This is a genomic window from Polynucleobacter sp. MWH-UH2A (genome assembly GCF_018687195.1).
Classification (GTDB): domain Bacteria; phylum Pseudomonadota; class Gammaproteobacteria; order Burkholderiales; family Burkholderiaceae; genus Polynucleobacter.
In genome coordinates this window covers 1-17,512 of the sequence record NZ_CP061321.1, presented here as the reverse complement: position 1 = coordinate 17,512, position 17,512 = coordinate 1, and the positions used below count along the sequence as shown (strand labels likewise).

16 protein-coding genes and 1 pseudogene are annotated in these 17,512 nt (G+C 44.9%); all 17 read right to left on the bottom strand.

What is annotated here, in order from left to right; genetic code table 11:
• Positions 1–35 precede the first annotated feature (35 nt).
• On the bottom strand, positions 36–911 hold the full coding sequence (gene atpB / locus IC571_RS00085) for a F0F1 ATP synthase subunit A (protein ID WP_215316632.1): 876 nt from the start codon (positions 909–911) through the stop codon (positions 36–38).
• A gap of 38 nt (positions 912–949) precedes the next feature.
• The gene (locus IC571_RS00080) at positions 950–1,444 is read right to left on the bottom strand and encodes an ATP synthase subunit I (RefSeq protein ID WP_215316630.1); all 495 of its coding nucleotides are present in this window, start codon (positions 1,442–1,444) and stop codon (positions 950–952) included.
• Between the two features lie 68 nt (positions 1,445–1,512).
• Complete coding sequence (locus IC571_RS00075) at positions 1,513–2,403, bottom strand: ParB/RepB/Spo0J family partition protein (protein WP_215316628.1); 891 nt, start codon at positions 2,401–2,403, stop codon at positions 1,513–1,515.
• A 22-nt stretch (positions 2,404–2,425) separates the two neighbouring features.
• Complete coding sequence (locus IC571_RS00070; protein WP_215316626.1) at positions 2,426–3,196, bottom strand: ParA family protein; 771 nt, start codon at positions 3,194–3,196, stop codon at positions 2,426–2,428.
• A gap of 7 nt (positions 3,197–3,203) precedes the next feature.
• The gene (gene rsmG, locus IC571_RS00065; RefSeq protein ID WP_215316624.1) at positions 3,204–3,884 is read right to left on the bottom strand and encodes a 16S rRNA (guanine(527)-N(7))-methyltransferase RsmG; all 681 of its coding nucleotides are present in this window, start codon (positions 3,882–3,884) and stop codon (positions 3,204–3,206) included.
• Positions 3,881–5,800, bottom strand: a complete 1,920-nt coding sequence (gene mnmG, locus IC571_RS00060) for a tRNA uridine-5-carboxymethylaminomethyl(34) synthesis enzyme MnmG (protein ID WP_215316622.1) — start codon at positions 5,798–5,800, stop codon at positions 3,881–3,883. Before mnmG ends, rsmG begins: the two co-directional genes overlap by 4 nt.
• A 106-nt stretch (positions 5,801–5,906) precedes the next feature.
• The gene (locus tag IC571_RS00055) at positions 5,907–6,644 is read right to left on the bottom strand and encodes a TSUP family transporter (RefSeq protein ID WP_215316621.1); all 738 of its coding nucleotides are present in this window, start codon (positions 6,642–6,644) and stop codon (positions 5,907–5,909) included.
• A 141-nt stretch (positions 6,645–6,785) separates the two neighbouring features.
• A complete protein-coding gene (locus IC571_RS00050) occupies positions 6,786–7,715 on the bottom strand; it encodes a branched-chain amino acid ABC transporter permease (RefSeq protein WP_215316619.1) in 930 nt (309 codons plus the stop codon).
• A gap of 2 nt (positions 7,716–7,717) precedes the next feature.
• Positions 7,718–8,638, bottom strand: a complete 921-nt coding sequence (locus tag IC571_RS00045) for a branched-chain amino acid ABC transporter permease (RefSeq protein WP_215316617.1) — start codon at positions 8,636–8,638, stop codon at positions 7,718–7,720.
• A 14-nt stretch (positions 8,639–8,652) separates the two neighbouring features.
• Positions 8,653–9,879 (bottom strand): ABC transporter substrate-binding protein, encoded by a 1,227-nt coding sequence (locus IC571_RS00040; protein ID WP_215316616.1) that lies wholly within the window; start codon positions 9,877–9,879, stop codon positions 8,653–8,655.
• 21 nt (positions 9,880–9,900) lie between these two features.
• Complete coding sequence (locus IC571_RS00035) at positions 9,901–10,602, bottom strand: ABC transporter ATP-binding protein (protein WP_215316614.1); 702 nt, start codon at positions 10,600–10,602, stop codon at positions 9,901–9,903.
• Positions 10,599–11,366 (bottom strand): ABC transporter ATP-binding protein, encoded by a 768-nt coding sequence (locus IC571_RS00030; protein ID WP_215316612.1) that lies wholly within the window; start codon positions 11,364–11,366, stop codon positions 10,599–10,601. Before IC571_RS00030 ends, IC571_RS00035 begins: the two co-directional genes overlap by 4 nt.
• Positions 11,367–11,459: 93 nt before the next feature.
• Positions 11,460–11,684, bottom strand: a complete 225-nt coding sequence (locus IC571_RS00025) for a DUF3717 domain-containing protein (RefSeq protein WP_215316611.1) — start codon at positions 11,682–11,684, stop codon at positions 11,460–11,462.
• 14 nt (positions 11,685–11,698) lie between these two features.
• A complete protein-coding gene (locus tag IC571_RS00020) occupies positions 11,699–12,193 on the bottom strand; it encodes an SET domain-containing protein (RefSeq protein ID WP_215316609.1) in 495 nt (164 codons plus the stop codon).
• Between the two features lie 2 nt (positions 12,194–12,195).
• Positions 12,196–14,694 (bottom strand): DNA topoisomerase (ATP-hydrolyzing) subunit B, encoded by a 2,499-nt coding sequence (gene gyrB, locus IC571_RS00015; protein WP_215316607.1) that lies wholly within the window; start codon positions 14,692–14,694, stop codon positions 12,196–12,198.
• Between the two features lie 11 nt (positions 14,695–14,705).
• Positions 14,706–15,821, bottom strand: coding sequence for a DNA polymerase III subunit beta (dnaN, locus tag IC571_RS00010; RefSeq protein ID WP_215316605.1), 1,116 nt, complete (start codon positions 15,819–15,821; stop codon positions 14,706–14,708).
• Between the two features lie 263 nt (positions 15,822–16,084).
• Positions 16,085–17,437: pseudogene (gene dnaA / locus IC571_RS00005) on the bottom strand (chromosomal replication initiator protein DnaA); the annotation flags it as partial.
• Positions 17,438–17,512: the final 75 nt, after the last annotated feature.

Here is a 17,512-nt window from a genome sequence, read left to right as displayed (position 1 = left end):
CCTGAAGTTAAAAGAGGTAGGTTAAAAATAAAATCTTAGTGATGGCTATGCGCTTGCCCGATGTAAACCAAAGTCAACATCATAAAAATAAAGGCTTGCAACAAAATAACCAAAATGTGGAAGATGGCCCAAGCTGATCCAGCAATAACATGGCCCACCAATCCGAACAGGGATAAATCTAAATTAAAAGTCCATACACTTCCGAGCAGTGCGATCAATAAGAACACCAACTCACCAGCGTACATGTTTCCGAAAAGTCGCATTCCCAAAGAAACGCCTTTCGCCAAATATTCAATAATGTTCAACGCAAGGTTGAATGGGGCCAAATACCACTTCGCACCAAAGGGAGCAGAAACCAGCTCATGCAAGAAGCCGCCAACACCTTTTACTTTGAAGCTATAAAAGAACACCAAAACCAATACTGAGAGTGACATGCCCATAGTGGCATTCAAGTCTGTTGTTGGAACCAATCTGTGATGAGGTACGTGAACACCGAAGCTCTCGATGAAATGATTTACGCCCAACACCCAATCCACAGGAATCAAGTCAAGGGTATTTAAGAGGATGATCCAAAAAAATACGAAAAGCGCGAGTGGTGCAATAAAAGTGCGGTTGCCATGAACAATGCTCTTCGCTTGAGTGTCAACCATTTCCACAATCATTTCTACCAAGCACTGGAAACGACCAGGCACACCAGGGGTTGCGCGACGCGCTGCAATTAACAAAATAAATACCGCTAAGAAGCCCATCAAGGAGGCCCAAAAAATAGTATCTAAATTAATTACGCTGAAATCAATAATGGAATGCTGAGGCTCGCCAATATTGGTGAGATTATGTAAATGCTCAGAAATGTACGCCGTTGGCGTCATTTTTTCCGCTGCCTCATGGGCCTGAAGTACTTCGCTAGACATCTCTTAACTAGTCCTTTGTTAATCTCAATTGTCACTACTTAGCGCCACAACCACGCCAGCCACACACACTTCAAGGCAAGCAGGTAAGTCACCAAAAAGGGGACCCAAAGCAAGCTAGGGACAAGGTATGCAATCCCCACAAACATCATTAATGTCACGGCAATTTTTATAAATTCGCCAGAAACTAATGCTGCTAAAAAACTTCCTGCATTCAATCTTTGCGATTTTTTTGCCATCTCTAATCTTATTAAAAACAAGGCTGAGGGCAAGACGCTAATTAAACCACCTAAAAAGGCCGACTGAGTATAAAGGCTTACCCCTACCGGCTCCCCAAAAACTGACCAAAACACCATGCTAATTGCTGTAATAAGTACTTGGGCCAATAAAACCTTCCAAGGTGAAAGAATTCGGTACTTTGCAGCATTTTTTTGCTGCAACGCAACAATCTCTTCCTTACTATAGACCCGAATGTCCTCTTCTTCGAGGTCATCCCAATCGTCCGCCTTGGAAAATTGATTTTTTTGAGGAATCAATTTAGCCCCAAAAGTTTAATGTGTGCAGTGCAATATGTCAAAGGATTTGGGGACATTTTTGGCAATCTTTACGCTTCTATGCCTATCTTTCTTAATAAAGAATCCAACTCATCGAATTGACTAAACTGAATTCTGAGTTCTCCACCCTTGCCTTTGAACTTAAATTCCGCACTCAATCCAATTAAATCCGCAATTTCTTGAGTTAAGCGACGCATATCCGGATCTTGATTTGGGGCTACAGACCCGACTTTAGTTTTTGCTTTTTTATCTCCAATTTGTCCGCCAGCAATAACCAAAGCCGCAGACATTCTCTCCACCTCGCGCACAGATAAGCCCTGAGCTGCAATTCTTTGCGCCAAGGCAACCTGGCTTGCGCCAGGCAAAGGCAAAAGGGCACGGGCATGCCCCATATCAATGTCTCCCGCCAAAAGCATTGCCTGTACAGGTTTGGCCAGTTGAGCCAGGCGCAAGAGATTACTAATTGCGCTACGAGATTTTCCTACTGCTTTTGCTGCTTGTTCATGCGTAAAACCAAACTCTTCAATCAGCCGCGCTAAACCCTGAGACTCCTCCAAAGGATTTAAATCTTCGCGTTGCATATTTTCGACCAAGGCCATTGCTGCAGCAGCTTGATCATCTGCGCCAGAAACCAAAACAGGCACTTCTTTTAAGCCGGCTATCGTTGCTGCGCGAAAGCGTCTTTCACCCGCAATAATTTCGTATTTGCCTGCGCCCACTAAGCGCACTAGCAATGGCTGCATCACCCCTTGTTCACGAATGCTTTCTGCCAACTCTTGGAGTGCGCCCGCTTCCATTTTTTGGCGTGGCTGATATTTGCCTGCCTGCAAAGCAGTTAAGGGCAAACGATTGATATCCGTTGATGGCTTTGGTGCTTGATTTTTTTCGCCCAACAAAGCCTCTAATCCTCTACCTAAACCTTTTTTCTTTATGGCAACCATGATGATTTGTCTTTTTAAAAAATTACATGCGTTTAATGCGTTCGATCATTTCGGCGCCAAAATCTAAATAAGCTTTTGCACCGCGCGATGATTTATCAAAGGCCACACCGGGAAGACCATATGAAGGCGCCTCTGCCAATCGAACATTGCGCGGAATAATGGTCTTAAATACTTTGTCGCCAAAGTGCTCAAGCAACTGCTCTGAGACTTGTTGTTGCAGGGTCATGCGCGCATCAAACATCACGCGCAACAAACCAATAATGACTAGATCTGGATTTAAATTTGCGTGTACTTGTTTGATCGTATTTACTAAATCAGAAAGCCCTTCCAATGCAAAGTACTCACACTGCATCGGAACGATGACGCCATTCGCCGCACACAAGCCATTCAAGGTTAGCAATGAAAGGGCGGGCGGGCAATCGATCAATATAAAATCGTAATCATCTGCTACCCGTGACAGCGCTTCTTTTAAACGAGATTCTCGCTCATCCAAATCAACTAACTCAATTTCGGCACCCGCTAAATCGCGATTCGCAGGTAGCACATCGTAGCCAGAACTCTCGCAACGTTGCGCACATTCTTTAATTGCTGCCATACCAATTAATACTTGGTAAACACTTAACTCTAAATCGGCTTTCTCCACCCCCGATCCCATAGTGGCATTGCCCTGCGGATCTAAATCTACAAGTAAAACACGCTGCCCATGACCAGCCAATCCCGCAGCTAAGTTAACGGCAGTGGTGGTCTTACCAACACCCCCTTTTTGGTTTGCTATACAGAATATTTTTGCCATGGTTTTTTTAAGAATGTGCAGATGAAATAGTGGGGGTAGATTTTCTCACGGGGCCAAGCACTAAAAGGCGTCGCTCTACAGATAAATTAGGAATGCAAAGCGCTTCGTCAGCCAATAATTGCCAATCCTCTTTGCAAACCGCCGATAACTCTTCATCCGCGCGCTTGGCTTTCATTGCAAATACCAAACCATTGGGCTTAAGCAAGGGCAGAGATAGCTCTAAAAACCGGGATAAATTAGTAAACGCTCTCGAAATAACGGCATCAAACTGTCCAGATTGTTGCAATGCAACATTTTCAACTCGGTCGCTCTGCACATCGATGTTTTTTAACTTTAGCTTGCCGCGAACATGCTGTAGAAAAGCGGTTTTCTTGCGAATGGCCTCAATTAATGTCAGGCTCCAATTTGGTTGAATAATGGCAATCGGGATGGCTGGTAAACCGCCACCAGAACCAAGATCAGCTATCCGAGAGTTATCCTGCAAAAAACGTCTCATTACTGGTAAAACTGCAATAGAATCAATAAGATGCAAGCGCACTGAATCTTGCTCATTCTCAATTGCAGTCAGGTTATGGACTTGATTCCAGCGACCCATTTCCTGCAAAAAAAGCTCTAAATCAGCAATGTTATCGTTGCTTAAATTCAGCCCAAGTTCTGCAATTCCAAGCTCCAGAAGATCTTCGGTCATGTAGTTTCCTGAGCGCGACCCAAACCCTTTTTAAGGTGCACCAAAAGCAAGGAGAGGGCCGCTGGTGTAACTCCAGAAATTCTCCCGGCCTGCCCCAATGTTGCCGGTTTGTGCAAATTCAACTTTTGTTGCACCTCTTTGGATAAACCAAGGACTTGGGAATAATCTAGGGACTCAGGAAGAGGGTAGGTCTCATTGTGCTCTTGGCGCGCAATTTCCATGGCTTGACGATCAATATAGCCTTGATATTTAACGGAAACTTCCACTTGATCGCTAATTTGGGCAGCTAAGCCGAGATCTTGATCCAAAATACCAGGCGACCAAATGCCGCCTCCTAACCCAGTAATTGCCTCGTACGTAACCCCAGGCCTTCTTAAAAGATCGGCCAAATTGCATTCGTGCGACAAATCTTGGCCTAACAATTCTGAAATGAGGGGGGCTACCTCGTGTTTTGGGCCCACCCAAATGTCATGCAAACGAGATGTTTCACGTGAAACAGCCTCTTGTTTCCGGCAAAAAACTTCCCAACGACGATCATCAACTAGTCCTAGCTCGCGGCCAATGCCAGTAAGCCGCATGTCTGCATTGTCTTCTCTCAAACTTAAGCGGTATTCAGCGCGGCTAGTAAACATACGATAAGGCTCTTGAACTCCACGAGTAATCAAGTCATCCACCAAGACGCCTATATAAGATTCGCTGCGCTTTGGTAACCAGGGCTCTTTGCCTTGAGCGGCTAAACCAGCATTAATTCCGGCCAACATACCTTGGGCAGCAGCCTCTTCGTAACCAGTGGTACCGTTTATTTGCCCAGCAAAATATAAACCCCCAATTGCCCTAGTTTCTAAGCTGTGTCGCAACTGACGTGGGTCATAAAAGTCGTATTCAATTGCATATCCGGGGCGCACAATCACCGCGGACTCTAGGCCGCGTATGCTACGAACCAAGTCCCACTGCACATCAAAGGGGAGGCTGGTTGAAATTCCATTGGGGTAAAACTCGTTCGTTGTTAAGCCCTCTGGCTCCAGGAATATTTGGTGGCTATTTCTAGAGGCAAAACGATGAATCTTGTCCTCAATAGAAGGGCAATAACGAGGTCCAACCCCCTCAATTACGCCTGTATACATTGGGGAGCGGTCCAAGCCGCCACGAATAATATTGTGGGTTTTCTCGTTTGTATGAGAAATCCAGCACGGAACCTGCTTAGGATGTTGCTCTGGACGCCCCAAGTATGAAAAAACGGGTACCGGGTCTAAGTCTCCAGACTGCTCTAGCATGACAGAAAAATCAATAGTTCTGCCATCAATGCGGGGCGGGGTACCAGTCTTCAGTCTTCCCTGGGGAAGCTTTAGCTCTTTTAGACGGGCAGACAAAGAAATGGCTGCTGGATCGCCGGCCCTTCCACCAGCATAATTATTTAAGCCAACGTGAATTTTTCCATCTAAAAATGTACCGGCTGTTAAAACAACCTTTTTGGCCATGAACTCCAGACCCATTTGAGTGACCACGCCCTGAACCTCATCACCCTTAACCAAAAGGTCATCCACAGCAGCTTGGAATAGGCTTAAATTTGACTGATTCTCTAAACGTCGACGAATCGCCGCTTTATACAAAACCCGATCACCTTGAGCCCTGGTTGCCCGAACCGCGGGGCCTTTGCTGGAGTTCAGAATACGAAACTGGATTCCAGCCTCGTCGGTGGCGGCAGCCATTGCACCACCCATGGCATCTATTTCTTTAACTAAGTGGCCTTTACCGATACCCCCGATTGAGGGGTTACAACTCATCGCGCCCAAATTTTCAATGCTATGGGTAATTAAAAGCGTATCGCATCCCATGCGCGCCGAAGCAAGCGCAGCCTCTGTCCCAGCATGACCGCCGCCTACAACAATGACATCGAAACTTTTGGAATAACGCATGATTTGCCTTAGATAGGGCGATGATCATAGCATTTTGTTTGTTTCACGTGAAACAAAACATGAGAAATTCTTAAAAAAGTAAAGGGGCGATTTCTAAGTAATTGATTTAATTAATGAAATACGCATTCCACGCAGACTTCAAAATTAATACGCTAACAATTACTAAAAAAGCTTTTCTGACAAAGGCGCTTCCATGCTTAATTGCTAGGCGACTGCCAAATTGGCTACCAGCAATATTCGCCACCATCATGGCAAATCCAAGAGTCCAATGAATTTGGCCAAAGCTAGCCAAAAGTAATATAGCCGCCAGATTGGTGGCAACATTGACCAACTTGGTTGCAGCAGAAGCATGTAAAAAGTCGAAGCCGAAAAAACGAACAAAACCAAATAGCAAAAAGCTACCAGTTCCAGGGCCAAAAAAGCCATCATAAAAACCGATAGTTAAACCTAGCAAAACCCCTTTTAATTGTTGAAATCGATTTGTGCCCTTGGGCGCATGAATTTCTCCGAGCGAAGGCTGAAACCAGGTGTACAGCAACAATAGCAACAAAACAAAAGGTAAAGCCTTGCGCAATGGGTCTGCTGGGAAGTTGCTTACTGCGTTCGCACCCAATAAAGAACCAACAAAACCAGCAACAATTGCGGGACCAACCACCGCCCACGGAAGTGACACATGGCGCAAATATCTTCGTGCAGCATTGAGCGTTCCACCTACGGCAGAAACTTTGTTAGTGGAGAGCAGTGTGGCCGGAGAAGCCTCTGGATACGCCGCGAAAAGGGCGGGCACTTGAATCAAACCACCGCCGCCAGCAACCGCATCTACCAGACCAGCGAAGAAAGCCATCGCCAAAAGCAGGGGCCAAATGTAAATAGAAAATTCGATGGGAGTCTCTTTGTTTTCTTTTTATTTAAATGAGTGTGGCGCTAAACGCGCCACACTAAAAACTAAATAATAAGAGGAAACCAAAAACTTCGTTTTTGTTTCTTAGTTTTTATTTTTAAGGTGCGCAACAATTTCGCCAACAACACCGCGACGAAATGCCAGTACACAAACTACAAATATGAAACCAGTTGCAATCGTGCTCCAAGATCCAATATTTGCGAGGTAGTTTTGTAAACCAACCACAATGCCCGCGCCAACTACTGGACCCAAAATTGTTCCCATGCCACCCAGCAAAGTCATCAACACCACTTCGCCAGACATATGCCAATGCACATCGGTCAAGGTTGCCAACTGGAACACCAAAGATTTCATTGAGCCGGCTAGGCCAGCAAGTGCTGCTGAAATGACAAAAGACATAAGCTTGAAACGGTCTACGTCATAGCCCAAAGAAATTGCACGCGGCTCATTCTCGCGAATAGCTTTCAACACTTGCCCAAAGGGTGAGTGAACTGTTCGCATGATGAGCGCAAAGCCAAACAAGAAAACAGCCAAGACAAAGTAGTACATGGCAACATCGTCTTTGAGGTCAATCAAGCCAAATAATGTTCCGCGAGGAACGCCTTGTATGCCATCTTCGCCACCAGTGTAAGGAACCTGTACGGCCAAAAAATAAACCATTTGAGAAAGGGCCAAGGTCACCATCGCAAAATAAATACCCTGACGACGAATGGCGAGAGACCCAATCAAGAAGCCAAGAATGCCGGAACCTACTACACCCAAGAGAATGCCAAGCTCTGGCGAAAAACTAGCCTCTTTGCAAAAGTAAGCAGTAATGTAAGCAGATGTTCCGAAAAATGCTGCATGACCGAACGATAAAAGACCAGTGAAGCCAAGCAACAAATTAAACGCGCAAGCGAAAAGCGCAAAACACAAAACCTTCATTGCAAAAACAAGATAGATGAAATCTTGAAACGGCAACAGTAGGGCAATTAACACCAAAATGGCGTAAAGCAATTTTGTTTTTGGGTTCATGATTATTTTTCCCGCCCAAAAAGTCCAGCAGGACGAATCAAGAGAACAATTGCCATGATCACAAAAATGACAACTCCAGAAGCCTCGGGGTAGAAGACCTTAGTAAGGCCCTCAACCAAACCCAATGCCAAACCAGTCAAAATGGCGCCCATGATTGAGCCCATGCCACCGATCACCACTACTGCAAAAACGACAATGATGAGATTTGATCCCATCAATGGATTTACTTGGAATATGGGGGCAGCCAATACACCAGCGAAACCTGCTAAGCCAACGCCATAAGCGTATGCCAAAGAAATCATCAGTGGCACATTAATTCCAAATGCTTGAAGTAATTTTGGATTTTCGGTGCCCGCACGCAAATAAGCACCTAACTTTGTTCTCTCGATCACATACCAAGTAGAGAAACAAACCGTTAATGAAATTGCAACAACCCATAAGCGATAGATCGGCAAAATAATGCCGATTGATTCCAAGGGGATCGCCCCTTGTAGAGCCTCTGGAGCTGGGTAGCTCTCACCAGAAATGCCATACCAATGACGGAACATTCCCTCAATGATCAAAGCCAATCCAAAAGTAAGCAATAAGCCATACAAATGGTCTAGGTGATAAAGACGACGCAACATCGTCCGCTCAAGAATGAGACCAAAGCCCGCCAATACGAGCGGAACAACAATTAAAGCAAACCAATAATTAATGGATAGCTCGGGAAAGCCAAGCCATTGGCTGATTTGAGTCAAGCCAATCCAAGCAATAAATGCGCCCATGGTGTACTGAGCACCGTGGGCGAAATTAATAATGTTTAGGAGGCCAAAAATAATGGCCAACCCCAAACTCAAAATGGCGTAAAAAGAGCCATTAATCAAACCCACTAAGAGCTGGGCAACCAGCCCTTGTGGGGTAATTCCGAGAAGTTCAAACATGCTTATTTTTGTAATTACTTATTAGTAACCAGCTTGCACCGTGACAATGAAAGTGGTTGGGTTGCTTCGGCAGCAGGAATCACTGCGCGAACATGGTAGTAATCCCATGGGCTCTTAGACTCAGATGGCTTCTTCACTTCCAAGAGATACATGTCATGCTCAAACTTGCCGTCCGCACGAATCTTGCCCTTAAAGAGACCGTCGTCAATATTAGTTGACTTAAGCGCCTTCATTACCGCCTGAGTGTCGTCTGTGCCAGCCTTTTGAACCGCATTCAAATAAGCCAATACAGAGGAATAAACGCCAGCCTGAACCATGCTAGGCATACGTTTATGTTGCAAGATAAAACGCTTAGCAAACGCACGGGTCTTATCATCTTTATCCCAGTAGAAGCCCTCTGTAAGGTACATGCCTTGAGCAGCATTCAAGCCCAAAGAGTGAACGTCTGTAATGAACATCAACAAAGGCACAACCGTTTGCTTCTTATTGATACCAAATTCAGAAGCCTGTTTTACGGTATTAATGGTGTCTTGACCAGCGTTTGCCAAGGCCACAACATCGGCGCCACTGGCTTGAGCTTTTAAGAGGTAAGAAGAGAAATCGCTATTTGGGAAAGGATGCTTGCTGGTGCCCAATACTTTTCCACCGTTAGCAGTCACAACACCGGTTGCATCTTTTTCCAATGCAGCGCCGAATGCATAGTCAGCAGTAATAAAGTACCAATTCTTTTTACCTTGCTTTACAACCGCCTTGCCTGTTCCGTTGGAAAGCGCATAGGTGTCATAAGTCCAATGAACGTTATTGGCTGTACATTTTTCATTGGTAATTGGCAAAGATGCTGCACCAGAAACCAAAGTAATTTTGTTCTTTTGTTCGGCCACTTCCATTACAGCCAACGCAACGTTGGTTGAAACCAATTCAACAATCACGTCAACGCCATCTTTGTCATACCATTCGCGCGCTTTATTAGCAGCAATGTCTGCTTTATTTTGGTGGTCTGCGCTAACGAGTTCAATCTTTTTACCAATCACTGTGCCGTCTTTAGAAAAGTCAGCGATAGCCATTTTGGCGGCAATCACCGCACCAGGACCAGCCAAATCAGAATAGGTTGAAGATAGGTCGGTTAACACCCCAATCTTGACAACGTCACCACTAACTTTGGACCCACTTTGTGCAAAAACTGGGTTTGAAGCGAACATGGTCGCTGCAACCAGACTTGCGGTAATTTGCTTTAACTTCATACCCATCTCCTATAAAAACTACTAAACACCTAAATACTCATTTAATAGCGTTGCTTTTTCAGCAAGCTCGTTTTGCTGCACAACCTCAACCACATTTCCATGCTCAACAACATAGTGTCGATCCGCTAGAGGCGCAGCAAAACGGAAGTTTTGCTCAACCAACACAATAGTGAAACCTTTGTTACGCAAGCTAGTCACCACCTCGCCCAGCTTTTGCACAATCACCGGTGCCAAGCCCTCAGTAATCTCGTCGAGTAAAAGCAACTTTGCCCCAGTTCTCAAAATACGAGCCATGGCTAACATCTGCTGTTCGCCACCAGAAAGTCGTGTTCCCGGGCTATTGCGGCGCTCATACAGATTAGGGAACATTTCATAGATTTCGTCTAAGCCCATTCCGCCAGGCGCAACTTCTGGCAACAAGAGCAAGTTCTCTTCAGTGCTCAGGCTAGCAAAGATGCCTCGCTCTTCAGGACAAAAACCAACCCCGAGGCGTGCAATTTTGTATGTCGGCATCCCAACGGTTTCCGCCCCATATACCTGAACGGAGCCTGTTCTTTTGCTTGTTAAGCCCAAAATGGATTTCAGAATGGTGCTTCGGCCAGCGCCGTTTCTACCCAACAAGGTAACAACTTCACCGTCTCGCACGGCGAAATTCACGCCATGCAAAATATGTGACTCGCCGTACCAAGATTCTAAATTTTTAACCTCGAGCGCCATGGTCATAAAGCATCTCCCCCATGGCTGCCCATATAAGCCTCAACCACTAGAGGGTTATTGGAAACTTCGTGATAAGAACCTTCAGCCAATACGGAACCACGCTGCAATACCGTAATACGATCGGCGATGGAAGAAACTACTTTCATATTGTGTTCAACCATCAAAATGGTTCGCCCTTTAGACACACGATCAATCAGCTCGGTCACCCGCTCCACGTCCTCGTGACCCATACCTTGAGTGGGCTCATCCAACAACATCAGCTCCGGCTCCATCGCCAAAGTAGTAGCAATTTCTAGCGCTCTTTTACGACCATAGGCTAAATTCATGGTTTCTTCATCAGCAAACTTCTCTAAACCGACTTCCCGCAATAACTCTAAAGCCCTCTCGTTTAGGACATCCAGCGAGCTTCCAGGTTTCCAAAAATGGAATTCGGTACCCAATCCTTGCTGCAGTGCAACACGAACGTTTTCCAGCACTGTTAAATGAGGAAAAACTGCGGAAATTTGAAATGATCGAATCACACCCCGACGCGCAATTTGAGACGGGGCTTCATTGGTGATGTCGAAGCCATTAAATAGAATTTGGCCGCTAGTCGGCTCCAAAAATTTTGTGAGCAAATTAAAGCAAGTTGTTTTTCCAGCGCCATTCGGCCCAATTAAGGCGTGAATGGTTCCTCTGGTTACATCCAAGTTAACGTCGCTTACCGCTGAAAATCCTTTAAAGGATTTTCCGAGACCAATTGTTTTTAAGATTGTTTCTTGCAAGTTCATACCCTCTACCCCCTGCTGGGGCAAGACTTTGAGGATAACTCAGAACGGCTTAGCTATATATAGCAATTACCCTAAATCAAAAGGGTTTGTAAATTATGAGTTTTGGGTATTTTTAATAAATTTTTGAATCGCAATTCTTGCGGATTCATCCAAAACATCCAAGGGTATGCGTTGGGAGCCTTGAATGATCATAAGGGCATACGCCTTTGCCAACGCAGATGCTTCGGCACACAAGCTGAGCTCATCCCCTCTTGCGGGAGATTGATTTCGCCAATAGTTGATGGCAGCCTCAAGCTCTTGAATGGTGATGTACAACATGCAAATGTCTTGATTTACTTATCGTCGAGGGAAAGCATGGTGCCGCGGCACTTTTTAGCACCGCAACGACACTCATAGTCTTTTTTCATTTGCTTTGTAATACGGCCCTCAATATCTAAAGAGTAGTCATAAAACAACTCCTCACCAACCTTAAGGGCGCGCTTGGCATAAATAAAAACGCGAGGTTCGCCACCAAAACTATCTTCGCGAGTTTCACAACTAGGGCTACAAGAGTGATTAATCCAGCGGGCAGCATTGCCACCATACTTCGCATCAATTACTCGACCATCTTCAAGAGAAAAATAGAAGGTGTGATTTGGGTCTTTAGGGTCATGGGGGTGCCGCTTTTCTGCAAGCTTCCAACTAATGCGCTCGCCTTTGTATTCAATAATTGCCTGGCCTTTTTTAATTGGTTTGGCTACAAAGACGCCCCTGCCATGAATCGGCGAAGATTTAACAACAATAGAAGACCGATCCACCTTTGGTGGTTTTAATGTTTTTGATTTCATTGTTATACGTCTAGGTTTCGGGCGATGAGCGCGTTCTTCTCAATGAATGCGCGACGTGGCTCAACCTCATCACCCATCAATGTTGTAAACACCTGGTCAGCCGCAATCGCGTCTTCAATTTTTACTTGGAGCAAAGTTCTTGAATCAGCATCCATGGTGGTTTCCCAAAGCTGGGATGGGTTCATCTCACCAAGACCCTTATAGCGCTGACGACTGAGCACGCGCTCAGCCTCAGACAACAACCAAGAGAACGCACCCCGGAAATCATTAATAGTTTGCTCTTTCAGATTTTTATCTGGGTCACCTCGTCGCACCTTGGTGCCAGCCAACACTTTTCCAGACAACACTGCAGCTGCATTAGCAAGGCTTTGATAGTCATCGCCATGAACAAAGTCGGAGTTAATTGTTGAGAGCTTTAGGTTGCCGTGAATGCGGCGAGACAACAACAAACGGAATCGTTCGGTGCGGTCTTCTTTTTGCACAATAATTTCTGGTGCCAACGCCAATGGATTTGAGGGGTCTGCAAGCGCGGTTCTTAAGCGGTCAGCAGATTCATTCGCAGCTTTTTCAGTATCCAGATTTAATTGGGTTCCAGAAGCAATGGCGCGTAATGCATCTTCATCAATCGTGCGAGAGAGTCGATCAACAATAGACTGAATCACTTGATAGTGTTTGGCCAACTCATTTAAGGCTTCACCCTCAATAACTTCGCCACCAGGGGTTTGCAAAGAAGCTGTTTCCATGGCGATTTTCAGTAAAAGCTGATTAAGCTCGGTATCGTCTTTAATGTACTGCTCACTCTTACCAAACTTCACCTTATAAAGCGGTGGTTGAGCAATATAAATGTGCCCGCGCTCAATTAACTCTGGCATCTGTCTGTAGAAGAAGGTTAAGAGTAATGTGCGGATGTGGCTACCATCAACGTCCGCGTCGGTCATGATGATGATGCGGTGATAGCGCAATTTATCGGCTTTGTATTCTTCAACACCAATACCGGTACCTAAAACCGTAATTAATGTCACCACCTCTTGGCTGGTGAGCATCTTGTCAAACCGAGCCTTCTCTACGTTCAGAATTTTTCCTTTTAAAGGAAGAATTGCCTGAAAACGACGGTCGCGGCCCTGTTTAGCAGAGCCTCCCGCGGAGTCGCCCTCGACAATAAATAGTTCTGACTTCGCAGGATCTTTTTCTTGGCAATCAGCAAGCTTACCTGGCAAGCCTAACCCATCTAAAGCGCCCTTGCGTCGTGTCATGTCGCGCGCTTTACGAGCCGCCTCACGGGCGCGAGCAGCGTCTACAATTTTTCCGCAAAGAATTTTTGCGTCGGCAGGACGCTCTTGTAAGTAAGCGCTTAATGCTTCCGCAACAATTTCTTCAACCGGCCCACGAACTTCGCTTGATACCAGCTTGTCTTTTGTTTGGCTGGAGAATTTTGGCTCTGGCACTTTTACGGACAATACGCAGGCTAAGCCTTCACGCATATCATCGCCAGAAATTTCTACCTTGGCCTTTTTGGCAACTTCATTTTCATCAATATATTTATTGATGACGCGAGTCATCGCAGCGCGCAAGCCTGTTAAATGGGTGCCGCCATCACGCTGTGGAATGTTATTGGTAAAACATAAAACCTGTTCACTAAAACTATCATTCCACTGCATAGATACTTCAGCGGTGATCTGACCACCTAGATCTGAAGGACGTACGCCCTCAGCGTAAAAAATATTAGGGTGTAAAACATTTTTAGTTTGGTTAATGTATTCAACAAAACCGCGCACACCGCCTGAGAAAGCAAAATCTTCTTCCTGACCAGTGCGTTGATCGATCAGTTTGATGTGTACGCCGTTATTTAAGAATGAGAGTTCGCGAATACGCTTTACTAAAACTTCATAATGAAACTCAATGTTTCCAAATATTTCTTCGTCGGCTAAGAAGTGCACCTCTGTGCCTGACAGCTCAGTATCACCCGTTACAGTAATCGGGGAAATAGCAACACCATTCTCTTCTTGAATATTACGATTTTGTATTACCCCGCGAGCAAACTCCATGTAATGGGTTTTTCCATCGCGACGAATAGTCAACTTCAACCATTTAGAAAGTGCGTTTACACAACTCACACCCACACCATGTAGACCACCAGAAACTTTATAACTGTTTTGGTCGAACTTACCGCCAGCATGCAGTTCGGTCATTACGATTTCTGCTGCACTTCTTTTTGGTTCGTGTTTGTCGTCGTATTTAATACCGGTTGGAACACCGCGGCCGTTATCAACAATCGAAATAGAGTTGTCTGTTTGAATAACAACTGTGATTTCAGAACAGTACCCTGCCAGAGCTTCGTCAATGGAGTTGTCTAAAACCTCAAAAACAAGATGGTGCAAGCCTGTTCCATCAGAGGTATCTCCGATGTACATACCGGGACGTTTACGAACAGCTTCAAGACCTTCTAAGATTTGAATCGATGCTGCACCATACTGCTCTACTGCTTTTTTTTCTTCAGTCATTTTCTTTTACATTAAATGCGCATTGGCATTACTACATACTTAAAGTCTTCTGATCCTGGCAATGTAATTACCGCACTGCTGTTAGCATCACCCAAGCTAATTTGAATTTTTTCATTCTTCAAATTTGTCAGCACATCCAACAAGTAGCTCACATTAAAACCAATCTCTACAGCGTCACCGCTATATTCCGTTTCAATTTCCTCTTGCGCCTCTTCTTGTTCAGCGTTGGTCGATTGAACAGTAATTCGATTTGGGGATAAAGAAAAACGAACTCCTTTAAATTTATCCGTCGTCAAAATAGCAGCGCGCTGTAAGGCCGCTTGCAATACATCTCGACCAACCACTAGTGAGTTTTTGTGACCTTTTGGAATCACTCTTTGAAAGTCTGGGAACTTGCCTTCAACTAACTTGGAAATAAGCTCAATATCACCAAAGGTAAACTTCACTTGATTAGCGGTCAAACTAATCTCCAACGATTCATCCGAGTCTTCAAGCAAATGTTGGCACTCAAGTATTGTTTTACGAGGAATGATGATTTCCTGACGCTGACCAGAGCCTGAGGGCGCTTCCGCAAGTTGAACTTGAGAAAAGGCCAGACGATGACCATCTGTCGCAACCGCAACCACCTCTTTACCCTCAACAACCAACAACATTCCATTTAAGTAGTAACGAATATCTTGCTGAGCCATTGAAAAGTGCACTTGACTAATGATTTGACGAAAGCTTTTTTGCGTCATCTTCCAGGCAGCAGTCACCTCGCCCACGCTTTGCATTATCGGAAACTCGGTCGCAGACAATGTTTGCAAAGAGAAGCGGCTTTTGCCGCTCTGAACTACCATGCGATTATCTTTGAGGTTAAGAGACACCGGTCCCTCAGGAAGAGCCCTCAAAATATCCAACAACTTTCTTGCAGCAACCGTTGTAGTGACATCTTCAGAACCAACACCAAAGTTGGCATTGGTTGTAATTTGAATCTCAATATCAGTAGAAACAAAAGACACCTTTTCACCACTCTTTTTAAATAAGAGGTTTGCCAAAATTGGTAGTGTGTGTCTACGCTCAACAATCCCACTTACCACCTGTAGTGGTTTTAATAAGCTATCGCGCGAGGTATTGACAAGTTGCATTGCTTTTAAATCCTTGTATATATCTAAGTAGTAATAGTAATAAGGGTTGTCTTTTCCGTGGATAAGTCAAAAACCTCAAATAAAACAACACTTTAAACAACTAAAAACCTGTGGAAAACTTCTGTATAAACACTGCATAAAATTGGGATAACTTTTTCTCAACACCCTATTTTTGCATGAAGCGGGATCTTTCCACAATTTATCCACAAGCAATCCCCAAAGTTATCCCTAGGGTTATGCACACGCTTATCCACAAGCAAAAATTACGCCTTCAGGGTTTGCTCAATAACGTGAATCTCATGGTTTAGTTGACTATCGTGAGCGCGCTCATCTGCAATCTTGCGAACGGCATGCAAAACGGTGGTGTGATCCCGCCCACCAAATAATTCCCCAATCTCTGGAAGGCTTTTTTGGGTTAATTCTTTTGCCATAAACATGGCAATTTGCCTTGGTCGAGCAATATTTGCGGGCCGTTTCTTTGAGTACATATCAGCAACCTTAATGCTGTAGAAGTCCGCAACCGCTTTTTGAATATTTTCAACGGAGATTTGCCGATTTTGAATTGACAATAAATCTTTCAGCGCGGTTCTAGCCACCTCAATAGTGACCTCTCGGCCATGGAAGCGAACGAAGGCCAAAATCTTTCTTAAGGCGCCCTCAAGCTCACGCACATTAGACCGTAGGTGCTTTGCTACAAAAAAGGCGACATCTTCACTCATGGCGATACCTTCGTTAGCGGCCTTCTTCATCAGAATCGCTACGCGCATTTCTAGCTCAGGAGGCTCAATAGCCACGGTTAAGCCAGAATCAAAGCGCGAAATCAATCGATCATCAATACCGGCCATCTCTTTTGGATAGGTATCGCTAGTAATAATGACCTGAGAACGATTGCTTAATAAGGCTTCAAACGCATAAAAGAACTCTTCTTGAGTTCGCGACTTGCCACTAAAAAACTGGATGTCGTCGATTAACAAAAGATCAAGTGAGTGGTAGTAACGCTTGAAGCGATCAAAGGCTTTTTGTTGATATGCGCGCACAACATCAGAAACATATTGTTCAGCATGAATGTAGCGAATTCGGGCATTTGGCTTTTCTTTTAAAAGGTGGTTGCCGATCGCATGAATGAGGTGTGTTTTTCCGAGGCCAACACCGCCATACAAAAACATGGGGTTGTATGAGGTTCCTGGGTTGTGTGCAACCTGAATTGAGGCCGCTCTAGCTAGTTGATTTGCTTTGCCGGTTACAAAAGTCTCAAAAGTGAGATTGGGGTTGAGCTTTGAGTGGTCTTCAATCTCAAAAGACTGCTCTTCCACCGAGATTGTTGGCGAGCTATTGGTTTGAGTTTCTATATTTGCAATGGGCTCCGTAGGCTCGGCGGTGGCCGGCTTTGTTGGGGGTGTGGCCTCAACCGCCAGGGCAAAATGAATATTGACTGGGTCGCCAAAGTACTCGGCCGCCATTTCTTGGAAGCGTTCAGCAAAAGTTTTTTTGATCCAATCTAACTTAAAACGGTTTGGCGCACCAATTGTTAGTAAGCGATCACTCTCATCAAAAGATACTAAAACTAGGGGCTGTATCCAGGTTTTAAACTGTTGTGGTGATAATTCACGCGAGAGGACGCCAACGGCGCCGTCCCAAAAACCAAAAGGACTAATTGAATTCAAGGCGGGGGGATTTTGTAGGTTGCTCAT